Source organism: Caballeronia sp. LZ029 (assembly GCF_031451275.1).
Taxonomy (GTDB): domain Bacteria; phylum Pseudomonadota; class Gammaproteobacteria; order Burkholderiales; family Burkholderiaceae; genus Caballeronia; species Caballeronia jiangsuensis.
In genome coordinates, this window is the sequence record NZ_JARUXO010000103.1 from 11490 (window position 1) to 28104 (window position 16615).

14 protein-coding genes and 2 pseudogenes are annotated in these 16615 nt (G+C 63.3%); 13 read left to right on the forward strand and 3 right to left on the reverse strand.

The window, feature by feature from the left end:
- The first annotated feature begins 159 nt into the window (after positions 1-159).
- From QCE73_RS38325 to QCE73_RS38370, 10 genes and pseudogenes are all read left to right on the forward strand, one after another.
- Positions 160-1662, forward strand: coding sequence for a UbiD family decarboxylase (locus QCE73_RS38325; protein ID WP_309885980.1), 1503 nt, complete (start codon positions 160-162; stop codon positions 1660-1662).
- Positions 1655-2275 (forward strand): UbiX family flavin prenyltransferase, encoded by a 621-nt coding sequence (locus tag QCE73_RS38330; protein WP_309885981.1) that lies wholly within the window; start codon positions 1655-1657, stop codon positions 2273-2275. The genes QCE73_RS38325 and QCE73_RS38330 overlap by 8 nt, the downstream gene beginning before the upstream one ends.
- Positions 2272-5295, forward strand: coding sequence for a molybdopterin cofactor-binding domain-containing protein (locus QCE73_RS38335; protein ID WP_309885982.1), 3024 nt, complete (start codon positions 2272-2274; stop codon positions 5293-5295). The genes QCE73_RS38330 and QCE73_RS38335 overlap by 4 nt, the downstream gene beginning before the upstream one ends.
- Complete coding sequence (locus tag QCE73_RS38340; RefSeq protein WP_309885983.1) at positions 5292-6113, forward strand: FAD binding domain-containing protein; 822 nt, start codon at positions 5292-5294, stop codon at positions 6111-6113. Before QCE73_RS38335 ends, QCE73_RS38340 begins: the two co-directional genes overlap by 4 nt.
- The gene (locus QCE73_RS38345) at positions 6110-6655 is read left to right on the forward strand and encodes a 2Fe-2S iron-sulfur cluster-binding protein (protein ID WP_309885984.1); all 546 of its coding nucleotides are present in this window, start codon (positions 6110-6112) and stop codon (positions 6653-6655) included. The genes QCE73_RS38340 and QCE73_RS38345 overlap by 4 nt, the downstream gene beginning before the upstream one ends.
- The gene (locus tag QCE73_RS38350) at positions 6648-8219 is read left to right on the forward strand and encodes an AMP-binding protein (RefSeq protein WP_309885985.1); all 1572 of its coding nucleotides are present in this window, start codon (positions 6648-6650) and stop codon (positions 8217-8219) included. Before QCE73_RS38345 ends, QCE73_RS38350 begins: the two co-directional genes overlap by 8 nt.
- Positions 8220-8225: 6 nt before the next feature.
- Positions 8226-9032 (forward strand): enoyl-CoA hydratase-related protein, encoded by an 807-nt coding sequence (locus QCE73_RS38355; protein ID WP_309885986.1) that lies wholly within the window; start codon positions 8226-8228, stop codon positions 9030-9032.
- 30 nt (positions 9033-9062) lie between these two features.
- Positions 9063-10797 (forward strand): annotated as a pseudogene (locus tag QCE73_RS38360) (GMC family oxidoreductase).
- 96 nt (positions 10798-10893) lie between these two features.
- The gene (locus QCE73_RS38365; protein ID WP_309885987.1) at positions 10894-12270 is read left to right on the forward strand and encodes an MFS transporter; all 1377 of its coding nucleotides are present in this window, start codon (positions 10894-10896) and stop codon (positions 12268-12270) included.
- A gap of 62 nt (positions 12271-12332) precedes the next feature.
- Positions 12333-13034, forward strand: coding sequence for a sterol desaturase family protein (locus QCE73_RS38370; RefSeq protein WP_309885988.1), 702 nt, complete (start codon positions 12333-12335; stop codon positions 13032-13034).
- Here QCE73_RS38370 and QCE73_RS38375 read toward each other — a convergent pair.
- Positions 13031-13951 carry a LysR family transcriptional regulator gene (locus QCE73_RS38375; protein WP_309885989.1) on the reverse strand — a complete coding sequence of 307 codons (921 nt, stop codon included), beginning with the start codon at positions 13949-13951 and terminating at the stop codon, positions 13031-13033. The two genes, QCE73_RS38370 and QCE73_RS38375, sit on opposite strands and share 4 nt — an antisense overlap.
- A 677-nt stretch (positions 13952-14628) precedes the next feature.
- Between QCE73_RS38375 and QCE73_RS39530 the strand changes: the two genes are divergently transcribed.
- The 3 genes from QCE73_RS39530 to QCE73_RS38390 all read left to right on the forward strand — a co-directional run bounded on the left by QCE73_RS39530 (position 14629) and on the right by QCE73_RS38390 (position 16024).
- Positions 14629-15054: a carotenoid oxygenase family protein gene (locus tag QCE73_RS39530; RefSeq protein ID WP_404989880.1), complete on the forward strand. Its 426-nt coding sequence runs from the start codon at positions 14629-14631 to the stop codon at positions 15052-15054.
- 67 nt (positions 15055-15121) lie between these two features.
- On the forward strand, positions 15122-15673 hold the full coding sequence (locus tag QCE73_RS38385; protein ID WP_233391271.1) for a hypothetical protein: 552 nt from the start codon (positions 15122-15124) through the stop codon (positions 15671-15673).
- A gap of 63 nt (positions 15674-15736) precedes the next feature.
- Positions 15737-16024, forward strand: coding sequence for a hypothetical protein (locus QCE73_RS38390; RefSeq protein WP_309885990.1), 288 nt, complete (start codon positions 15737-15739; stop codon positions 16022-16024).
- Here the strand turns inward: QCE73_RS38390 and QCE73_RS38395 are convergent.
- Together QCE73_RS38395 and QCE73_RS38400 are read right to left on the reverse strand one after the other, a co-directional pair.
- Positions 15940-16122, reverse strand: a pseudogene (locus QCE73_RS38395) (ATP-binding protein); the annotation flags it as partial. The gene QCE73_RS38390 and the pseudogene QCE73_RS38395 overlap by 85 nt on opposite strands.
- Positions 16123-16213: 91 nt before the next feature.
- Positions 16214-16576: a hypothetical protein gene (locus tag QCE73_RS38400; protein WP_309885991.1), complete on the reverse strand. Its 363-nt coding sequence runs from the start codon at positions 16574-16576 to the stop codon at positions 16214-16216.
- Positions 16577-16615: the final 39 nt, after the last annotated feature.

Genomic DNA, 16615 nt, shown 5'->3' on the forward strand with positions numbered 1-16615 from the left:
AAAGATCGGTGTCATTGGGGCTAACGCCGATATCAACATTAATGATTCAAAACATCAAAAAACAGTATTAGAACTTATATCGCGATCTCGCTACGCTGCATGTCATCCCTTGCCGCGGCGCTCCGGCCGCAAAAACGCAAGGGATCGATGGAGACGCAGATGAATATTCGCGATGCCGCGCCGCACGGCACCTCTTCCACCTTTACGCTTTCGTGGGCTTCGGATCGTTCAGAGCGCTCAGCGCTCACGCTGCGCGACTGGCTCGCGCATCTCGCGAAGTCCGGCCGCCTGGCGACGATCGATCGGCCGGTTGCGCTCGAACATGAACTCGCCGCGATCGCCAAACGGCTCGACGGTTCGCAGGCCGCTTTCTTCACGCAGCCCGGCGGCAAGGACGTGCCGGTCGTCTCCGGCTTCATGTCGAAGCGCGGCTGGATCGCAGAGGCGATGGGCGTCGAGGAAGCGGGCCTGCTCGCGCGCTTTTCGGCGGCGGTCGCGCAGCCGGTTGCATCGAAGGTGGTCGATCGGGCAGACGCGCCCTGTCAGGAGATCGTTCATACGAACGGCATCGACCTGCACGCATTGCTGCCGATTCCCACTCACAGCGAACACGACAACGGTCCGTACATCACGGCGGGACTCGTCATTGCGCGCAATCCGCGCACTGGCGTGCAGAACGTGTCGATCAACCGCATTCAGGTGCACGGCCCGGATCGCATGGCGATTCTGCTTCTGCCGCGCCATCTGTACGCGTTCCAGAGAGCCGCGGAGGAAGCGGGCGATGCGCTCGACGTGGCCGTCGCGATCGGCGTCGATCCGCTAACGATGCTCGCTTCGCAGGCGATCACGCCGATCGATCACGACGAACTGGAGATCGCCGGGGCACTGCATGGCGCGCCGCTGCCGGTCGTGAAATGCGTGACGAGTGGCGTGCATGTGCCGGCGTTCGCCGAGATCGTCATCGAAGGGCGAATTCTGCCGAACGTGCGCGAGCCGGAGGGCCCGTTCGGCGAGTTCCCGAAGTACTACAGCGCGAAGGAAGCGCGCGAAGTGATCGAGGTGACGGCGCTCACGCATCGCCGCGATCCGGTCTTTCATACGATCGTGCCCGCAGAGATGGAACACCTGTTGCTCGGCGGGATTCCCCGTGAAGCAACGCTGCTCGCGCATTTGCGACGCAGCCATCCGGGTGTCACGGACGTGCATCTGTCGGTTGGCGGCGTGTGCCGTTATCACCTTTGGGTGCAGTTCGAAAAGAAGCGGGAAGGCGAAGCGAAGAACGTGATCCTCTGCGCGTTCGGCGCGCATTACGACATCAAGCAGGTCGTCGTCGTCGATACCGATGTGGACGTGCACGATCCCGCCGAGATCGAATGGGCTATCGCGACGCGCTTTCAGGCCGATCGCGATCTCGTCGTGATCGAGGGGGCGCAGGGCTCGCCGCTCGATCCGTCCACGACGGTGGGCCAGCCGGCGGACGCGCCATCGCATCTGCAAGGCGTGAGCGCAAAGATGGGTCTCGATGCGACGCGTCCCGTGGTCTATCCGGAACATGTGTTCACGCGCGTTTGCATTCCCGGACAGGACACGGTCGACCTCGACGCGCTCGTCGCCGGCGACAACGCCGCTTTCGAAGCCTATCTGGGCCGCGACCATGACTGAGCGAAACAAGGCGCGCATCGTGATCGGCATCTCGGGCGCGAGCGGCGCCGCGATCGGCGTGCGGCTGCTCGCCGCCCTGCGGCGGCTTGGCACGCACGAGACGCATCTGATCGTGTCGGCGTCGGGCGCAGTCACGGCGGCGCAGGAACTCGGCCTCGGACGCGGCGACCTCAATGCGCTCGCCGACGTCGTCCACAACGTGCGCGACATCGGTGCGGCGGTGGCGAGCGGCTCGTTCCTGACTGACGGCATGGTGATCGCGCCGTGTTCGATGAAGACGCTCGCAGGCGTGGCCAACGGTTTCGCCGACAACCTGCTCACGCGCGCCGCCGACGTGATGCTCAAGGAGCGCCGCCGCCTCGTGCTGGTCGCGCGCGAAACGCCGCTGAACCTCGCCCATCTGCGCAACATGACGCTCGTCACCGAAATGAGCGCGATCGTCATGCCGCCGGTGCCGGCGTTCTACGCGCATCCGAAGACGATCGAGGACGTGGTCGATCACACCGTCGGCCGGATTCTGGATCTGTTTGGCATCGAGCACGGCGAGATCGCGCAGCGCTGGAGCGGTCTTGCCGACGCGTTCGCGAGCGGCGACGAAGGGGCCGCGCGATGAACTGGCGCGAGACTTCGTTCGCAATCGTCGACGCACGCGCCGAGCAGGAGCCGCCTGCAAAGCGCCACGTCGGCCGCTCGATGCAGCGCCTCGAAGATCCCGCGATCCTGACGGGCCGCGGCCGCTACGGCGACGACATTGCGATCAAACCCGGCACATTGCACGCCGCCGTACTGCGCTCGCCGCACGCGCATGCTGGACTCGTATCGATCGACGCGCAGGCGGCGTCGAAGCTGGCGGGCGTTCGCGCTGTCCTTACGCGCGACGATCTGCGCGCATGGTCGCGGCCGTTTGTCGTCGGCGTGAAGTCCCCTATGGAGCAATGGTCGCTCGCGATGGATCGCGTGCGGTATGTCGGCGAGCCGGTGGCCGTGGTGATGGCCGAATCGCGGGCGCTTGCGGAAGATGCGCTCGATCTCATCAAGGTCGAATACGCGATGCTCGAACCGGTGACATCGATCGAAGAATCGATCAGTGAAGATGCGCCGGTGCTGCACGAGCGCGTCGGTACCAACGTGATCAGCGACCGGCATTTTCGTTACGGCGATCCGGAAGCGGCGTTTGAAAAGGCGCCGCATCGCGTGAAGTGCGTCGCGCACTACCCGCGCAATACGTGTGCGCCGATCGAATGCGGCGTGGTGATCGCGGAGTATCTGTCGGGCGGCGAAGGCTACGACGTCACCTCGAATTTCATGGGGCCGTTTTCGCTGCACGCCGTGATGGCGATGGCGCTCAACGTGCCGGCCAATCGTCTGCGTCACAAGGCGCCGCGCGATTCGGGCGGCAGCTTCGGCGTGAAACAGGCGGTGTTTCCCTATGTCGTGCTGATGTGCCTCGCATCGCGCAAGGCGGGCGCGCCGGTGAAATGGGTCGAGGACCGGCTGGAGCATCTGAGCGCGGCCACTTCGGCGACCGCGCGCTTCTCGACGGTCGAAGCCGCCGTCGAAAGCGACGGACGCATTACAGCGCTCTCCTACGATCAGCTCGAAGATGTTGGCGGCTACGTGCGCGCGCCGGAACCCGCGACGTTCTACCGGATGCATGGCTGCCTGACGGGTGCGTATGCCATCGACCACCTCGTCGTGCGCAATCGCGTCGTGCTGACCAACAAGACGCCGACCGGACTCGTGCGTGGCTTCGGCGGTCCGCAGGTCTACTTCGCGCTCGAACGGCTGATGCAGCGCATCGCGATCGAACTGAAGCTCGACGTGCTCGACGTGTACCGCCGCAACTTCGTTCCTGCCGATGCGTTTCCGTATCGCGCGGCGGCGGGCGCGCTGCTCGACTCGGGCAACTATCAGGAAGCGTTGCGCCGCTCGCTCGCGGACGGCGGCTACGACGAACTCGTTGCGCGGCGCGAGGCGGCGCGCAACGAAGGGCGGATGTACGGCATCGGCTTTGCGGCAATCGTCGAGCCTTCCATATCGAACATGGGCTACATCACGACCGTGATGCCCGCCGACGCTCGCAGGAAAGCCGGTCCGAAAAGCGGCGCGATCGCCAGTGCGACGGTGAGCGTCGATCTGCTCGGCGGCGTGGTCGTGACGGTGGCCTCGACGCCGGCGGGGCAGGGACACATGACCGTGTGCGCGCAAGTCGTCGCGGATGTGCTCGGGCTCGATCCGAAAGACATCGTCGTGAACGTGGAGTTCGACACGCACAAGGACGCGTGGTCCGTCGCGTCGGGAAATTATTCGAGCCGCTTTGCGGGAGCCGTGGCGGGCACCGTGCATCTCGCCGCGATACGGGTGCGCGACAAGCTTTCGCGCATCGTCGCGAAACAGCTCGGCTGCGCGCCCGAGGAGGTCTGCTTCGATGGCGCGCGCATCTATGCGAAGGGCGCCGAGGATCGCGCGCTGCCGTTTTCGCGCGCCGCCAGCAACGCGCCGCACTGGGCGCCCGCGCTCCTGCCCGAAGGCGATGAACCGGGCCTGCGCGAGACCGTGTTCTGGACGCCGCCGTACATGGAAGCGCCCGATGAGAACGATCGCATCAACACATCGGCGGCGTATGGGTTCGCATTCGATATGTGCGGCGTCGAAGTGGATCGCGCGACGGGCCGCGTGCGAATCGACCGCTACGTAACCGCACACGATGCCGGCACGCTCTTGAACCCGGCGCTCGCCGACGGCCAGATTCGTGGCGCGTTCGCGCAGGGTCTGGGCGCGGCGTTGATGGAAGAGTTCCGCTATGGCGCGGACGGCAGTTTCCAGTCCGGCACGCTCGCCGACTATCTGATGCCGACCACCTGCGAAGTGCCCGATCCGCTGATCGTGCATCTGGAAACGCCGTCGCCGTTCACGCCGCTCGGCGCGAAAGGTCTTGGCGAGGGCAACAACATGAGTACGCCGCCGTGCATCGCGAATGCGGTAGCCGATGCGCTTGGGGTCGACGATGTTCGCCTGCCGCTCACGCCGTCCAAAGTCATGGCGCTAATCGGCATCGACGATCCGGAGCCGTCGCGGCCCGAACTGCGCGACGCGCCCGCGAAAAAACCCGCAACGCCGGGCGGCAAGGCGCTGACGGCGCAAGGCACGGTCGATTTGCCCGCGACGCCCGAAGCGGTCTTCGCCGTCTTGCTGAACCCGCAAGCGCTCGCGAAGGTCATCCCCGGCTGCCATGCGCTCGACGAGACGGCGCCGAACCAGTATCGCGCGGATGTGACGGTCGGCGTCGGCATGATCAAGGCGCGCTTTGAGGCGCGCATCGGTTTGTCGGAGATCGACGCGCCGCACCGGCTGCGGCTGGCGGGCGCGGGCATCTCGCCGCTGGGCAGCGCGCGCGGCAACGGCCTTGTCGAACTCACGCCGACTGACGGCGGCACACGGCTCTCGTACGACTATGAAGCGCAGGTGTCGGGCAAGGTCGCGGCGGTCGGCGGCCGCATGCTCGAAGGCGCGGCGAAAGTGGTGCTCAAACAACTTTTCGAATCGCTCGGACGGCAGGCCGCCGGCCGGCCGGTGCAAGCGGGCGGTTCATGGCTAACGCGCTTCATTGCGCGTTTCAGGAGCCGAACATGAAGCCTGCTCCGTTCGACTATCTGCGCGCCATGTCGACGCACGATGCACTCGAAGCGCTTGCTCAGTTCGGCGAGGACGCGCGCGTGCTCGCAGGCGGACAGTCGCTGATGGCGGTGCTCAACATGCGGCTCGCGCAACCGCGCGTGCTCATCGACATCTCGCGTACGGACGAGCTGAACGCGGTTCATGCCGACGAAACCACGGGGCAATTGCGCGTGAGCGCAGCGGCGACGCAAGGGAGCGTCGAATGGCGCAAGAGTTTGTGCGACGAAGTGCCGATGCTCGCGATGGCGTTCCCACATATCTCGCACTTTCAGATCCGCAATCGCGGGACCGTATGCGGGTCGATCGCGCATGCGGACCCGAGCGCCGAACTGCCGCTCGTGCTTGCCGCGCTCGGCGGCGACGTGACGTTGCGCTCGAAGAAGAAAAAGCGCGTGCTGGCGGCGCAGGACTTCTTTCAAGGCATGTTGATGACGGCGCGCGAACCGGACGAACTCGTGGAGTCCGTGCGTTTTCCGCTGAAGAAGCCGGACGAGCGTTACGCGTTTGCGGAATTTTCCGCGCGTCACGGCGACTTCGCGATGGTCGCATGCGCGGCGGTTGTGACCAACGACGCGATCCGCATCGCGGTGGGCGGCGTCGCGGACCGGCCGGCGGTCGAAAGCTGGCCGCGCCTCTCAGGCGACGACCTGCGCGGGGCATTGAACGATTTGAGCTGGAAACTGGGCGCGCAGGACGACGCCCACATCAGCGCGAAATATCGCCGGCATCTGGTCCGGCAACTCGGATGGCGCGTGATTGAGGAGGCGAAGTGAGCAAGACATCGACGAACATCCTGCGGCAAGGCGAAGCGCAGCGCATCGCGCTGACGCTCAACGGCCGCGAACGTAGCGGCCATTGCGAGCCGCGCGAACTGCTGTCGGATTTCATCCGGCACGAACTCGGCGCGACCGGGACGCATGTCGGTTGCGAACACGGCGTTTGCGGCGCGTGCACGGTGCACATCGACGGTGTTGCGGCGCGTTCGTGCCTGATGCTCGCGGTGCAAGTGCAGGGAAGGCGTGTCGATACGGTCGAGGGTCTCGCACCCGATCAGACGCTCGGCGACCTGCAGCAGGCGTTCCAGCGGCATCACGCGCTGCAGTGCGGCTTCTGCACCGCGGGCATCTTGATGTCGTGCGCGGACTATCTGCAACGCGTGCCCGATCCGAGTGAACAGCAGGTGCGCGAGATGCTCTCCGGCCATATCTGCCGATGTACGGGCTACACGCCCATCGTCAAGGCGGTGCTCGACGTTGCGGCATGTCGCAATGGCCGCGTTCGCAGCGAACAAGGCCAGGAGGTCGAGCATGCTTGATCTCGGCCGCACGTTCCTGCAAAGCGTCGAGCGCAGCCCGCATGCGCTTGCGCTCGTCGATGGCGATTTGCGATTCACCTACGCGCAGTGGCACCGCGTCATCCTCGATGTCGCCGATGGCTTGCGCAAACTCGGTCTCTCACGCGGCGACCGGCTGCTCGTCGTGCTGCAAAACCGCTGGGAGATGGCGACGCTGCACTGGGCCTGCCAGTTCGCGGGCATCGTGATCGTGCCGCTCAACTGGCGCGCCAAACCCGACGAACTCGACTACTGTGTGACCGACGCAGGTGTGAAGGCGATCGTCTACGAACCCGTGTGCGCGGATTCCGTCGTGCAAAGCAGCGCGGCGCAACATGTGCCGCGCATCGGACTCGACGATGCCCAAGGCCGCACGTCCTCCTTTGATGCGCTGCTCGTCGAACGCGCGCATGCAGGCGAATCCACCGACGCGAATGCAGACGACGTCTCGCTGATTCTCTACACATCGGGCACGACCGGCAAGGCGAAGGGCGTGCCGCGCCGCCACCGGCACGAACGCTCGGGCGCGCTCGCGCACGTCGCGCAGAACCTGTACCGGCACGGCGAACGCACGCTTGGGGTGATGCCGCTCTATCACACGATGGGCGTGCGCTCGCTGCTCTCGATGGCGCTCGTCGATGGTCTGTTCGTCTGTGTGCGGCGCTGGAACGCGCAGCTCGCGCTCGAATCCATCGAGCAGCACGGCCTGACGTGTCTGTATCTCGTGCCGACGCTCTATCACGACCTGCTCGCCAATCGCGCCTTTGCGAATATCGATACCTCGTCGGTGAAGAAGCTCGGCTTCGCGGGCGCGCCGATGAGCGATGGCCTGCTCAAGCGCCTCTCGGCCGCGTTCGAGCCGGAACTGTTCGTCAACCACTACGGCTCGTCCGAGGTCTACACGTTCAGCATCGATCAAGACGCGACGAAAAAGCCGGGCAGCGCGGGACGTGCGGGCATCAATACGCGACTTCGCGTCGTGAAGCTCGACGCGAAGTCGCCCGACGATCTCGCACCGGTGAATGGAGAAGGTCAGATCATCGCGGACCTGCTCGGCGACGAAGCGTTCGAAGGCTACTGGAACCGCCCCGACGCCAACGCGAAGTCGCTTCGCGAAGGCTGGTATTTCACCGGCGACACCGGCTATTTCGACGAAGACGGCGACCTGTACGTTTCCGGACGAGTCGACGACATGATCATCAGCGGCGGCGAGAACATCTCGCCGGTCGATATCGAATCGGTACTTTCGCTGCATCCGTCGGTCGATGAAGTGGCCGTCGCGGGCGTGAAAGACGAACGCTGGGGCCAGCGTGTGGTCGCGTTCATCAAGCGCCGCGATTACGTCGATTCAGCCGCCCTCGACGCGTGGTGCCGCGAGTCGGACCTGGTCAACTTCAAGCGTCCGCGCGACTACGTGTTCGTTGACGACATCCCGAAATCGCCGGTCGGCAAGATCCTGCGCCGCAAGCTTTCCGCAGGCGAATATCAATGCGATGACGGTCCGTCCGCATCCGCTGCACATCACACCGAAATCACGAAGGAGTAGACCAACATGACCGATTTGATCCATCGCGGCCAGGCGCTGTTGCAAGACCTCGACGGCTTTTCGATCGAGATAGACGCCGGGCGCGAGCGCGCCGACATCATCCTGCATCGTCCGCCGTTCAACGTGATCTCGATGCACGCGCGCGACCAGTTGCGCGCCGCGTTCGAAGCGCTCGATGAAGACGATCGCGTGCGCGTAATCGTCGTGCGCGCGAAAGGCGAGCACTTTTCGAGCGGCGGCGACATCAAGGGCTTTCTCGAAGCCTCCCCCGAGCATGTCTCGAAGCTCGCCTGGAATATCGCAGCGCCCGCGCGCTGCTCGAAGCCGGTGATTGCGGCCAATCGCGGTTTCTGCTTCGGCGTGGGCTTCGAGTTGTCGCTCGCGTGCGACTTCCGCATCGCCACTGACACCGCGTTCTATGCGCTGCCTGAACAGAAGCTCGGGCAGATTCCGGGCTCGGGCGGGTCGGCGCGTTTGCAGCAGATGGTCGGCATCGGCAGGACCAAGGACATCGTGATGCGTTCGCGCCGCATACCAGGCAAGCAGGCGTACGAATGGGGCATCGCGGTCGAGTGCGTGCCGGATGCGGAACTGGAAGCCGCCACCGATGCACTCGTCGACGAGTTGCGCACGTTCTCGCCGCTTGCGCAACGCACGGCGAAGAAGCTGCTCAACGATTCCGAAGATACGCCGCTCTCGATCGCGATCGAACTCGAAGGGCATTGCTATAGCCGTCTGCGAACTTCCGACGATTTCCGTGAAGGCGTCGAAGCGTTTCATGGCAAGCGCAAGCCAGTGTTCCGCGGTTCCTGAGAAGCCCGCAAAAGACGAGGAGACAGGCAAATGGATCGTTTCGACTACGTGATCATCGGTGGCGGATCGGCGGGATGCGTGCTCGCGCATCGGCTGTCGGCGGTGCCGTCGCTGCGCGTCGCGTTGATCGAGGCGGGCGCGGATACACCGCCGGGCGCGGTGCCCGCGCATATCCTCGATAGCTATCCAATGCCCGTCTTTTGCGGCGATACCTACATCTGGCCGGATCTGAAAGCGAAGGCGACGAAGACATCGGCGCCGCGCGTGTATGAGCAGGGCCGGGTGATGGGCGGCGGGTCGAGTATCAACGTGCAGTCGGCGAATCGGGGCCTGCCGCGCGACTACGACGAGTGGGCCGCGAACGGCGCGCCGGGCTGGGCATGGGACGACGTGCTGCCCTATTTTCGCAAGCTCGAGCGCGATGTGAATTTTTCCCTCTGGCGAGTTGCATGGCAGCGATGGTCCGGTGCCGATCCGCCGCATCATGCCGGAAGACTGGCCCCCATTCTGTCACGCGTTCGCCGACGGACTGCGCGCGAACGGCTTCGCCACCTTGCAGGACCAAAACGCCGAGTTCGGCGACGGCTTGTTTCCAGGGGCGTTCTCCAATATCGACGATAAGCGCGTGTCTACCGCTGTCGCGTACCTCGACGAAGCGACGCGTAAGCGGCCCAATCTCACTGTGTATCCGAACCTGCGTGTCGAGCGGATCGTGATGAAAGGGACCGCCGCTCAGGGCGTGGTCGCGGTGGCTTCGAACGGCGAGCGGTTGCATCTGGACGCCGATGAGGTCGTGATCTGTGCAGGCGCGCTCCAGTCGCCCGCGTTGCTGATGCGCGCGGGCATCGGCTCGAAGCATGAACTCGGCGAGCTCGGCATTGGATGCCTCGTCGACCTGCCAGGCGTCGGGCGCAATCTGCAGGATCATCCGTCGCTCACCTTCTGCCATTTTCTCGAACCGCGTTTTCGCATGCCACTTACCCGGCGACGCGCAAGCATGACCGCAGCGCGTTTCACGTCGGGCGTCGATGGCGGCGAATCGTCGGATTTGTATTTGTCGAGCGCGACGCGTGCCGCATGGCATTCGCTTGGCAACCGGCTTGGTCTTTTCTTTCTCTGGTGCAACCGGCCGTATTCGCGCGGCCGCGTGCAACTCGTTTCATCCGATGCAGCGGTCGCACCGCGTGTCGAACTCAATTTGCTCGACGATCGACGCGATCTCGATCGGCTTGCAGTTGGCGTACGGATGCTCGCGAAGATCGTCGCGGCATCGGGCCTCGGTCACGATCAGCGAGATTTCTTTCCCGCGGCTTTCTCGCCGCGCGTGAAGGCGCTAAGCCGTATCGGCGAGGGCAACGCGCTGCTGACTTCGATGCTCGGCACGCTGCTCGATACACCCGCGCCGATCCGCCGCCTGCTGATCGAACGCTTCTTCACGCGCGGACTCAGGATCTCCGCGCTGCTCGCCGATGAACGCGCGCTCGCGGATTTCATCCGCGCGAATGTTTTCGGCGTGTGGCATGCGAGCGGAACGTGCCGCATGGGCGGCGCGCACGAGCGCAGCGCCGTGACCGACACCGAGGGCCGAGTGCACGGAACGCGAGGCTTGCGAGTGGTTGATGCATCGCTGATGCCGCGGCTGCCTTCGGCGAATACCAATATCCCGACCATCATGATTGCCGAGAAGATCGCCGACGCGATGGTTGCTGGACGACGCTTAGGCAGCGCATCGACGACGACGCCGCCGCTCGCCGCCGCGCACTGACAAGTTTCTTTAACGGCAATAAGAGCACGCTACAACTACGTGCCTTCAACGCGGGGTCGATCGAAAGATGGCCCGGTGACATTCAAGGAGATGGAAATGTCCGTAGCAGCGCAAAATGGCGCCGCCGCACCCGCTGTCGATCAGCGGCAGGTGATGGGCGCAGTGGTAGCTTCGTGTCTCGGCTGGGCACTGGATCTGTTCGATCTGTTCGTGCTGTTGTATGTCGCGCCGGTGGTGGGGCGTCTGTTCTTCCCCTCCGAGCACGCGATGCTTTCTCTCGCCGCCGTCTATGCATCGTTTGCCGTAACACTGCTGATGCGCCCGCTCGGCTCCGCGCTCTTCGGTTCTTACGCCGATCGCCGTGGCCGTAAAGGCGCGATGATCGTGGCGGTGGTTGGCGTCGGCCTGTCGACGGCCGCGTTCGGCCTGCTGCCGACCGTCGCTCAAGTCGGGCTGCTCGCGCCGATTCTCTTCCTCTTGCTGCGCCTCATCCAGGGCGTGTTCGTCGGAGGTGTGGTCGCTTCCACGCACACCATCGGAACGGAATCCGTCGCGCCGAAGTATCGCGGCGCGGTGTCGGGACTGATCGGCGGCGGCGGGGCCGGGCTCGGCGCGCTGCTCGCGTCCGTAACGTTCCTCGCGATGTCGGCGCTTTTCCCCGGCGATGCCTTTGACGTATGGGGCTGGCGCTGCATGTTCTTCACCGGCATCATCAGCTCGGTGCTTGGTCTCTTCGTGTTCAACAGCCTTGAAGAGTCGCCGCTGTGGAAGAAGCTCGCCGCCGAAAAGGCTGCGAAGGCCGCCACGCAGCTCAAGGGCGCGCCCGTCGAAGTCGTGCGCTCGCCGCTTAAGACGCTGTTCTCGCGCGACTATCGCAAGATTCTCTTCGTCAACCTGCTCCTGACGATTGGCGGCGGCAGCGGCTACTATCTGACGTCGGGCTACCTGCCGACGTTCCTGAAAGTAGTGAGCCACGCACCCAATGGCGCTGCCGCAGCGATCCTGATGATCTGCAGCATCGCCGTCGTGATCGCATCGATCGCGGCAGGGCACTTGAGCACGTTCATCGGCCGCAAAAGTGCGTTTGTGTGGATCGGGCTTATCCGGCTCGTCGCGTTGCCCGCGCTGTTTTTGCTGCTGCCCACCGCAGACAGCATCATGATGATCGGCGTCTATGCCGTCCTGCTCAGCGCGCTTGGCAGCGCCGGCTATGCGCCGATCCTGATCTTCTTGAACGAACGCTTCCCGACTTCGATCCGCGCGACCGGCACGGGCCTTTCCTGGAATATCGGCTTCGCGATCGGCGGGATGATGCCGACGGCCGTGTCGCTGGTGGCGAAGGATGCGAGCCAGTTGCCGATGACGCTGGCAGTCTTCGTGGGCGCGATCAGCGTGATCTTCCTCGTGGGCGCATTTATCGTCCCCGAGACGCTCGGCAGGCTCGAAGGCGGTTCCGCGCGTAATCCTTCCTGAGTCATTGATCAAAACGGCGGACGCCAACGGGCGCCCGCCTTTTACAACAGCCGGAGAAATCGATGAAATACGAAGAAGATGTTCGTGCGCGTTCCTACAAGTTCCGTGACGAGTATGTCGATGCCACGCCGTGGTGGTATCGCGGGGAAATGCACCTTGGCTTCACACTGCTTTTCACCGGCGGCGTGATCGTGTATTGCCTGATGCAGCTTCATGCGCCGACGCTGGCCGAATGGCTGGCGGTCATTCCGCTCTTTCTGTTCGGCAATTGGGCGGAATGGGCGGCGCACCGCTACGTGCTGCATCGTCCGACGAAGTATTTCAGCATGATCTACAAGCGCCATTGCGCGGTCCATCATCGCTTCTTCACGCATGTGACACTTGAATACAAGGGCCACCGTCACTGGCGCGCGCTGCTGTTTCCCCCTTTCGCGCCGGTTGCGTTCGTGCTGGCGGCCGTGCCGTTCGCGCTCGTGATCGGGTTCGTATTTTCCCGCAACGCAGGCTACATCGCGCTGTTCACGATGGCGGCGTACTTTCTGATGTACGAGGGTCTGCATACGCTTTCGCACTTCACCGACAGCCCGTTTCTCGACCGCGTTCCGCTCGTCAACACTGTGCGGCGACTGCACGCCACACACCACGATCCCGAAGTGATGGCGACACAGAACTTCAACCTCACGTTCCCGATCTGCGACACACTGTTTGGCACGCGCAGCGACGTTCCGGGCCGTGCGCGCGAACCGATGGAACGCGGCCACTAAGGCGCATGTTTCCCCGAAACACCCGTCGTCACGCGCTTTATCTCGTCAGTGATAATTGTGATGAGCGCGCGTGCGGCGGGACCGATCGGCCGCTTTGGATGCGTCACCTGGATGATGTGCCGCACGATCGGCGGCGACGTGATGGTGTGAGCGCGCAGCGTGCCTTCATCCACCTGGCGCTGCACGACCACGCGCGGCAGGATCGTCGCGATATTTCCCTGCTCGACGAACTGCACGATCGAGCTGAGCAGATCGATTTCGAACTTCGGCTTGATGACGATATCGGCGGCCATTAGCGCGGCGTCGAGCGCGCCGCGCAGGCCGTTGCGGCGCGTCGGCAGCACGAGTTCAAGCCCGGAAATTTTGGCGAGATCGATCTCTTGCGGCAATTCGATGCCATGTACGGCGCTCGTCACGAACACCATTTCCTCCACCAGCAACGGCTCGACATCGAGCGCGAGGCGACCGCGCGGCTTGTTGATGATCGCGGCATCGAGCCGGCCTGCCTCGACCGCATCGATGAGCTGTGCGCTGAAGCCGTCGGCCACCGATACCTCGACTTGCGGAAAGAGCGCATCAAACCTCGCGAGCGACTCCGGCAAGACGCTTTCTGCTTCCGACGCCACCATTCCGAGCGAAACGCGGCCCGTGATGATCACGTCGCGCCGGCTCAACTGCTCATGCGCGTGCTCGATGTCACGCATGATCGGCGTGTACAGGCGATACATGAGGCGCGCTGCTTCGGTCGGCGCCATGCCGTGCGGGCCGCGTTCGAAGAGGGTCTGTCGCAGTTCGGCTTCGAGCTTTGAAATCTGCATGCTGAGCGCGGGCTGCACGATATTGAGGCGCTTGGCCGCGCGCGTGGCAGAGCCATCCTCGAAGAGGGCGATGAAATACTGAATTTGCTTGAGGTCCATGACGCCCGATCAAGGTGGGAAAGCCGAAGACTGCGAGTGTAGCCACCGGTCGAAGCGTGCTATCAACGCAGCGGCGAGCCGTCAATGCTCAAGACGCGCCTGTGCGACACGGAAAGCGACGAGCTGGTGCACGATTATCGCCATTGAAGGATGGTTTAGGCGATTCTGTTCCGCACCGACGTCGAAAGTACTCTTTAGACACTCCCTGTCGAAGCGCAACAGAGTGCTCGGTTAATGCGACAGTACCGGCCTCGTTGTGCTTGCCATCGGTTGCGGCTTCGAAGGAACCATCATTGGTGAACTGCTCAGCCACGTCCGAAGGGTTGTCTGATGCGGTCGCGTCGTACCGAGACGCGCTTCGCTTGCGACCTTATTGCCTCGATCATCAATTGGTTTGCGACCGTTTGCGGCCGTGTTCGACAACTCCTTCAGCCATCAAAAAGGTGAAACTTGAACGCTCCGATTCGCTTCTCCAACGCGTGGTCAGCGCCATACGCGTGCTGGTAGCGCGGCGCAGGGTGCGCACATCAGCGACTCGCGCGAGCAGATCATCGATGTCTTCGACGTACCAAACTTACCGGTGAGATGCTCACGCGCGGCTGTCTGGGAACGAAGGCGGCACTTGGCCGGACGGACGGCCCGTCGAGCAGACGGCGGACGCGCGGCTGGCTCGCTGGATCTTCGATCCGTCCCAGACCGATGCGTGCGCCGCGAGCGAACCGCTGGGCGACCTGACTGACGAATTGTCGCGCATTGACGATTGTATGATGGGGCAGCATTATCGAAATGGATGGTTGGCCGCGCACGGCGACGAGCCGGGCGCGACGTTTTCGCGGATCGCGCACGTCGATCACGACCGCCCCACAGACGCGGACATTTGGACGCTGCGCATTTGCAATGCAACCCCCTCAGCCGGTGTTCATGCCGTGGTCGTCCGATGCGCCGAAGGCGAGGGCTGGATCCTCGCGGCTGTGTATCGCGGCTGCAACTCGCGGCCGGGAAGCGCCCAGCGATCTTCCGGTGCTCGATGCGACGACCGTGTCGGTCGGACAGATCGCGACCGCGGCAGTGCATTATTGTGTGCCGAACGGCTTTTTCGGTAGCTGGATCGACGAGCGCGAACTTGTCTGAGCTTGCTCAATTCCATCTTTCATTGCACGGGAGTGTGTGATGAACATGTTGCTGGCGTTCGCCCCTTTCATTGCGTTCGTCGTGATCGAGCGCACCGTCGGCTTGTCCGCGGGTCTTGCGGCTGGCGCAGTCGTGTCGGGCGTGATGCTGGCGCGAGATTTTCTGTCGCCCGGGCGGCGCACCAAGATTCTCGAACTTGGCACGTTTCTGCTTTTCGGTGCGCTGACGCTATACGCGGTCGCGTACGGCGCGTCGTGGTCGGTGCCGGCGGTGCGACTGCGCGTCGATGGCGGACTGCTTCTGATCGTGCTGGCATCGATCGCGCTGCGTCAGCCGTTCACACTGCAATACGCACGCGAGAAAGTCGCCCCTGAACTTTGGACTTCGCCGAGTTTCATCCACGTGAACTATGCGATCACATCCGCCTGGGCTCTAGCGTTCGCAGCGATGGTCGCGGCCGATCTGTTGATGGCCTATGTGCCATCGGTGCCGCACCCGGCGGGCATCGTCATCACGATTGCGGCGCTCTATGCGGCAATGAAGTTCACAGGCTGGTATCCGGCGCACCAGCGATCTGCGCACCGAATGTGAAGCGCTGACTATTCGGTCTCAAATGCCGATGTCGGCCATCTCCGGCCGTTCGCCGGCGTTCCGATGCTGACGCTCGAAAGACTGCTGTTCCCTGATATGGGACGCTCAAAATTCGACAGCGCTCGTTCGTACATCAAGCTGAACCACACGCGGCAGCGAGTCGAATCAGACGCAGGTGCAACGCCTACTGATCAGTTTGGCCTGAGAGCAATCGATCGCACGAACGTCCTGTTAAGATTGGACGTGGCGACGCGGGGTGAGTTCTTTTACTCCTTCTCGTCTTCGGTGGTCAAACCATTTCGGCGCTTGCGCATCGATTCAACCGATAGCGTGAGTCGATGCGCGTTGTGAACCAGCCGGTCAAGAATCGCGTCAGCAAGCGTTGGATCGCCGATGGCGGCGTGCCAGCTATCGACCGGAATCTGGCTGGTGACGATCGTCGAACGCCGGAGGCATCAAGGAGCCGAAGATGCCGCCTCAATATCTCGACAAGATCGGCCTTCGCTTCGCTTTCGCAAGGGCCGCAGCAAGCTGGCGTGACTACACGTAAATGAACTGACGGTACAGATCATTTAATTGACTACGGACCTCCTCTACGTGCTTCTCATCACCGACATCGGTGAACTCAATTAACTTCTCCTCTTTAGTTGTGATTTGATTGCAGAGATCCGTTAGATTTTCGCAAAACGCCTCTGAATGAACCTTAGGTGGTTCCGTTTCAACGCGCTCCGTCGCGAGCCTACGCGTGGATGAGATGGGAGTGATTCCATTCTCCGCATTGAACTCGATCTGCCGCTTCCTTCGATTATTCGTTTCATCAATTGCTTGCTTCATAGCGGGCGTCATGGCATCGGCATACAAGATTGCCTTGCCCTCCACTTTGCGGGCGACGCGGCCGATCATCTGGATAAGATCCTGTTCTGAGCCTAAGAGACGGATTCA

Bases quoted from the DNA above. Each gene is read 5' to 3' on its own strand.
- QCE73_RS38325 (WP_309885980.1), top strand. From the start codon at position 160: ATGAATATTCGCGATGCCGCGCCGCACGGCACCTCTTCCACCTTTACG.
- QCE73_RS38330 (WP_309885981.1), top strand. From the start codon at position 1,655: ATGACTGAGCGAAACAAGGCGCGCATCGTGATCGGCATCTCGGGCGCG.
- QCE73_RS38335 (WP_309885982.1), top strand. From the start codon at position 2,272: ATGAACTGGCGCGAGACTTCGTTCGCAATCGTCGACGCACGCGCCGAG.
- QCE73_RS38340 (WP_309885983.1), top strand. From the start codon at position 5,292: ATGAAGCCTGCTCCGTTCGACTATCTGCGCGCCATGTCGACGCACGAT.
- QCE73_RS38350 (WP_309885985.1), top strand. From the start codon at position 6,648: ATGCTTGATCTCGGCCGCACGTTCCTGCAAAGCGTCGAGCGCAGCCCG.
- QCE73_RS38355 (WP_309885986.1), top strand. From the start codon at position 8,226: ATGACCGATTTGATCCATCGCGGCCAGGCGCTGTTGCAAGACCTCGAC.
- QCE73_RS38365 (WP_309885987.1), top strand. From the start codon at position 10,894: ATGTCCGTAGCAGCGCAAAATGGCGCCGCCGCACCCGCTGTCGATCAG.
- QCE73_RS38370 (WP_309885988.1), top strand. From the start codon at position 12,333: ATGAAATACGAAGAAGATGTTCGTGCGCGTTCCTACAAGTTCCGTGAC.
- QCE73_RS38375 (WP_309885989.1), bottom strand. From the start codon at position 13,951: ATGGACCTCAAGCAAATTCAGTATTTCATCGCCCTCTTCGAGGATGGC.
- QCE73_RS38385 (WP_233391271.1), top strand. From the start codon at position 15,122: ATGAACATGTTGCTGGCGTTCGCCCCTTTCATTGCGTTCGTCGTGATC.
- QCE73_RS38390 (WP_309885990.1), top strand. From the start codon at position 15,737: ATGCTGACGCTCGAAAGACTGCTGTTCCCTGATATGGGACGCTCAAAA.
- QCE73_RS38400 (WP_309885991.1), bottom strand. From the start codon at position 16,576: ATGATCGGCCGCGTCGCCCGCAAAGTGGAGGGCAAGGCAATCTTGTAT.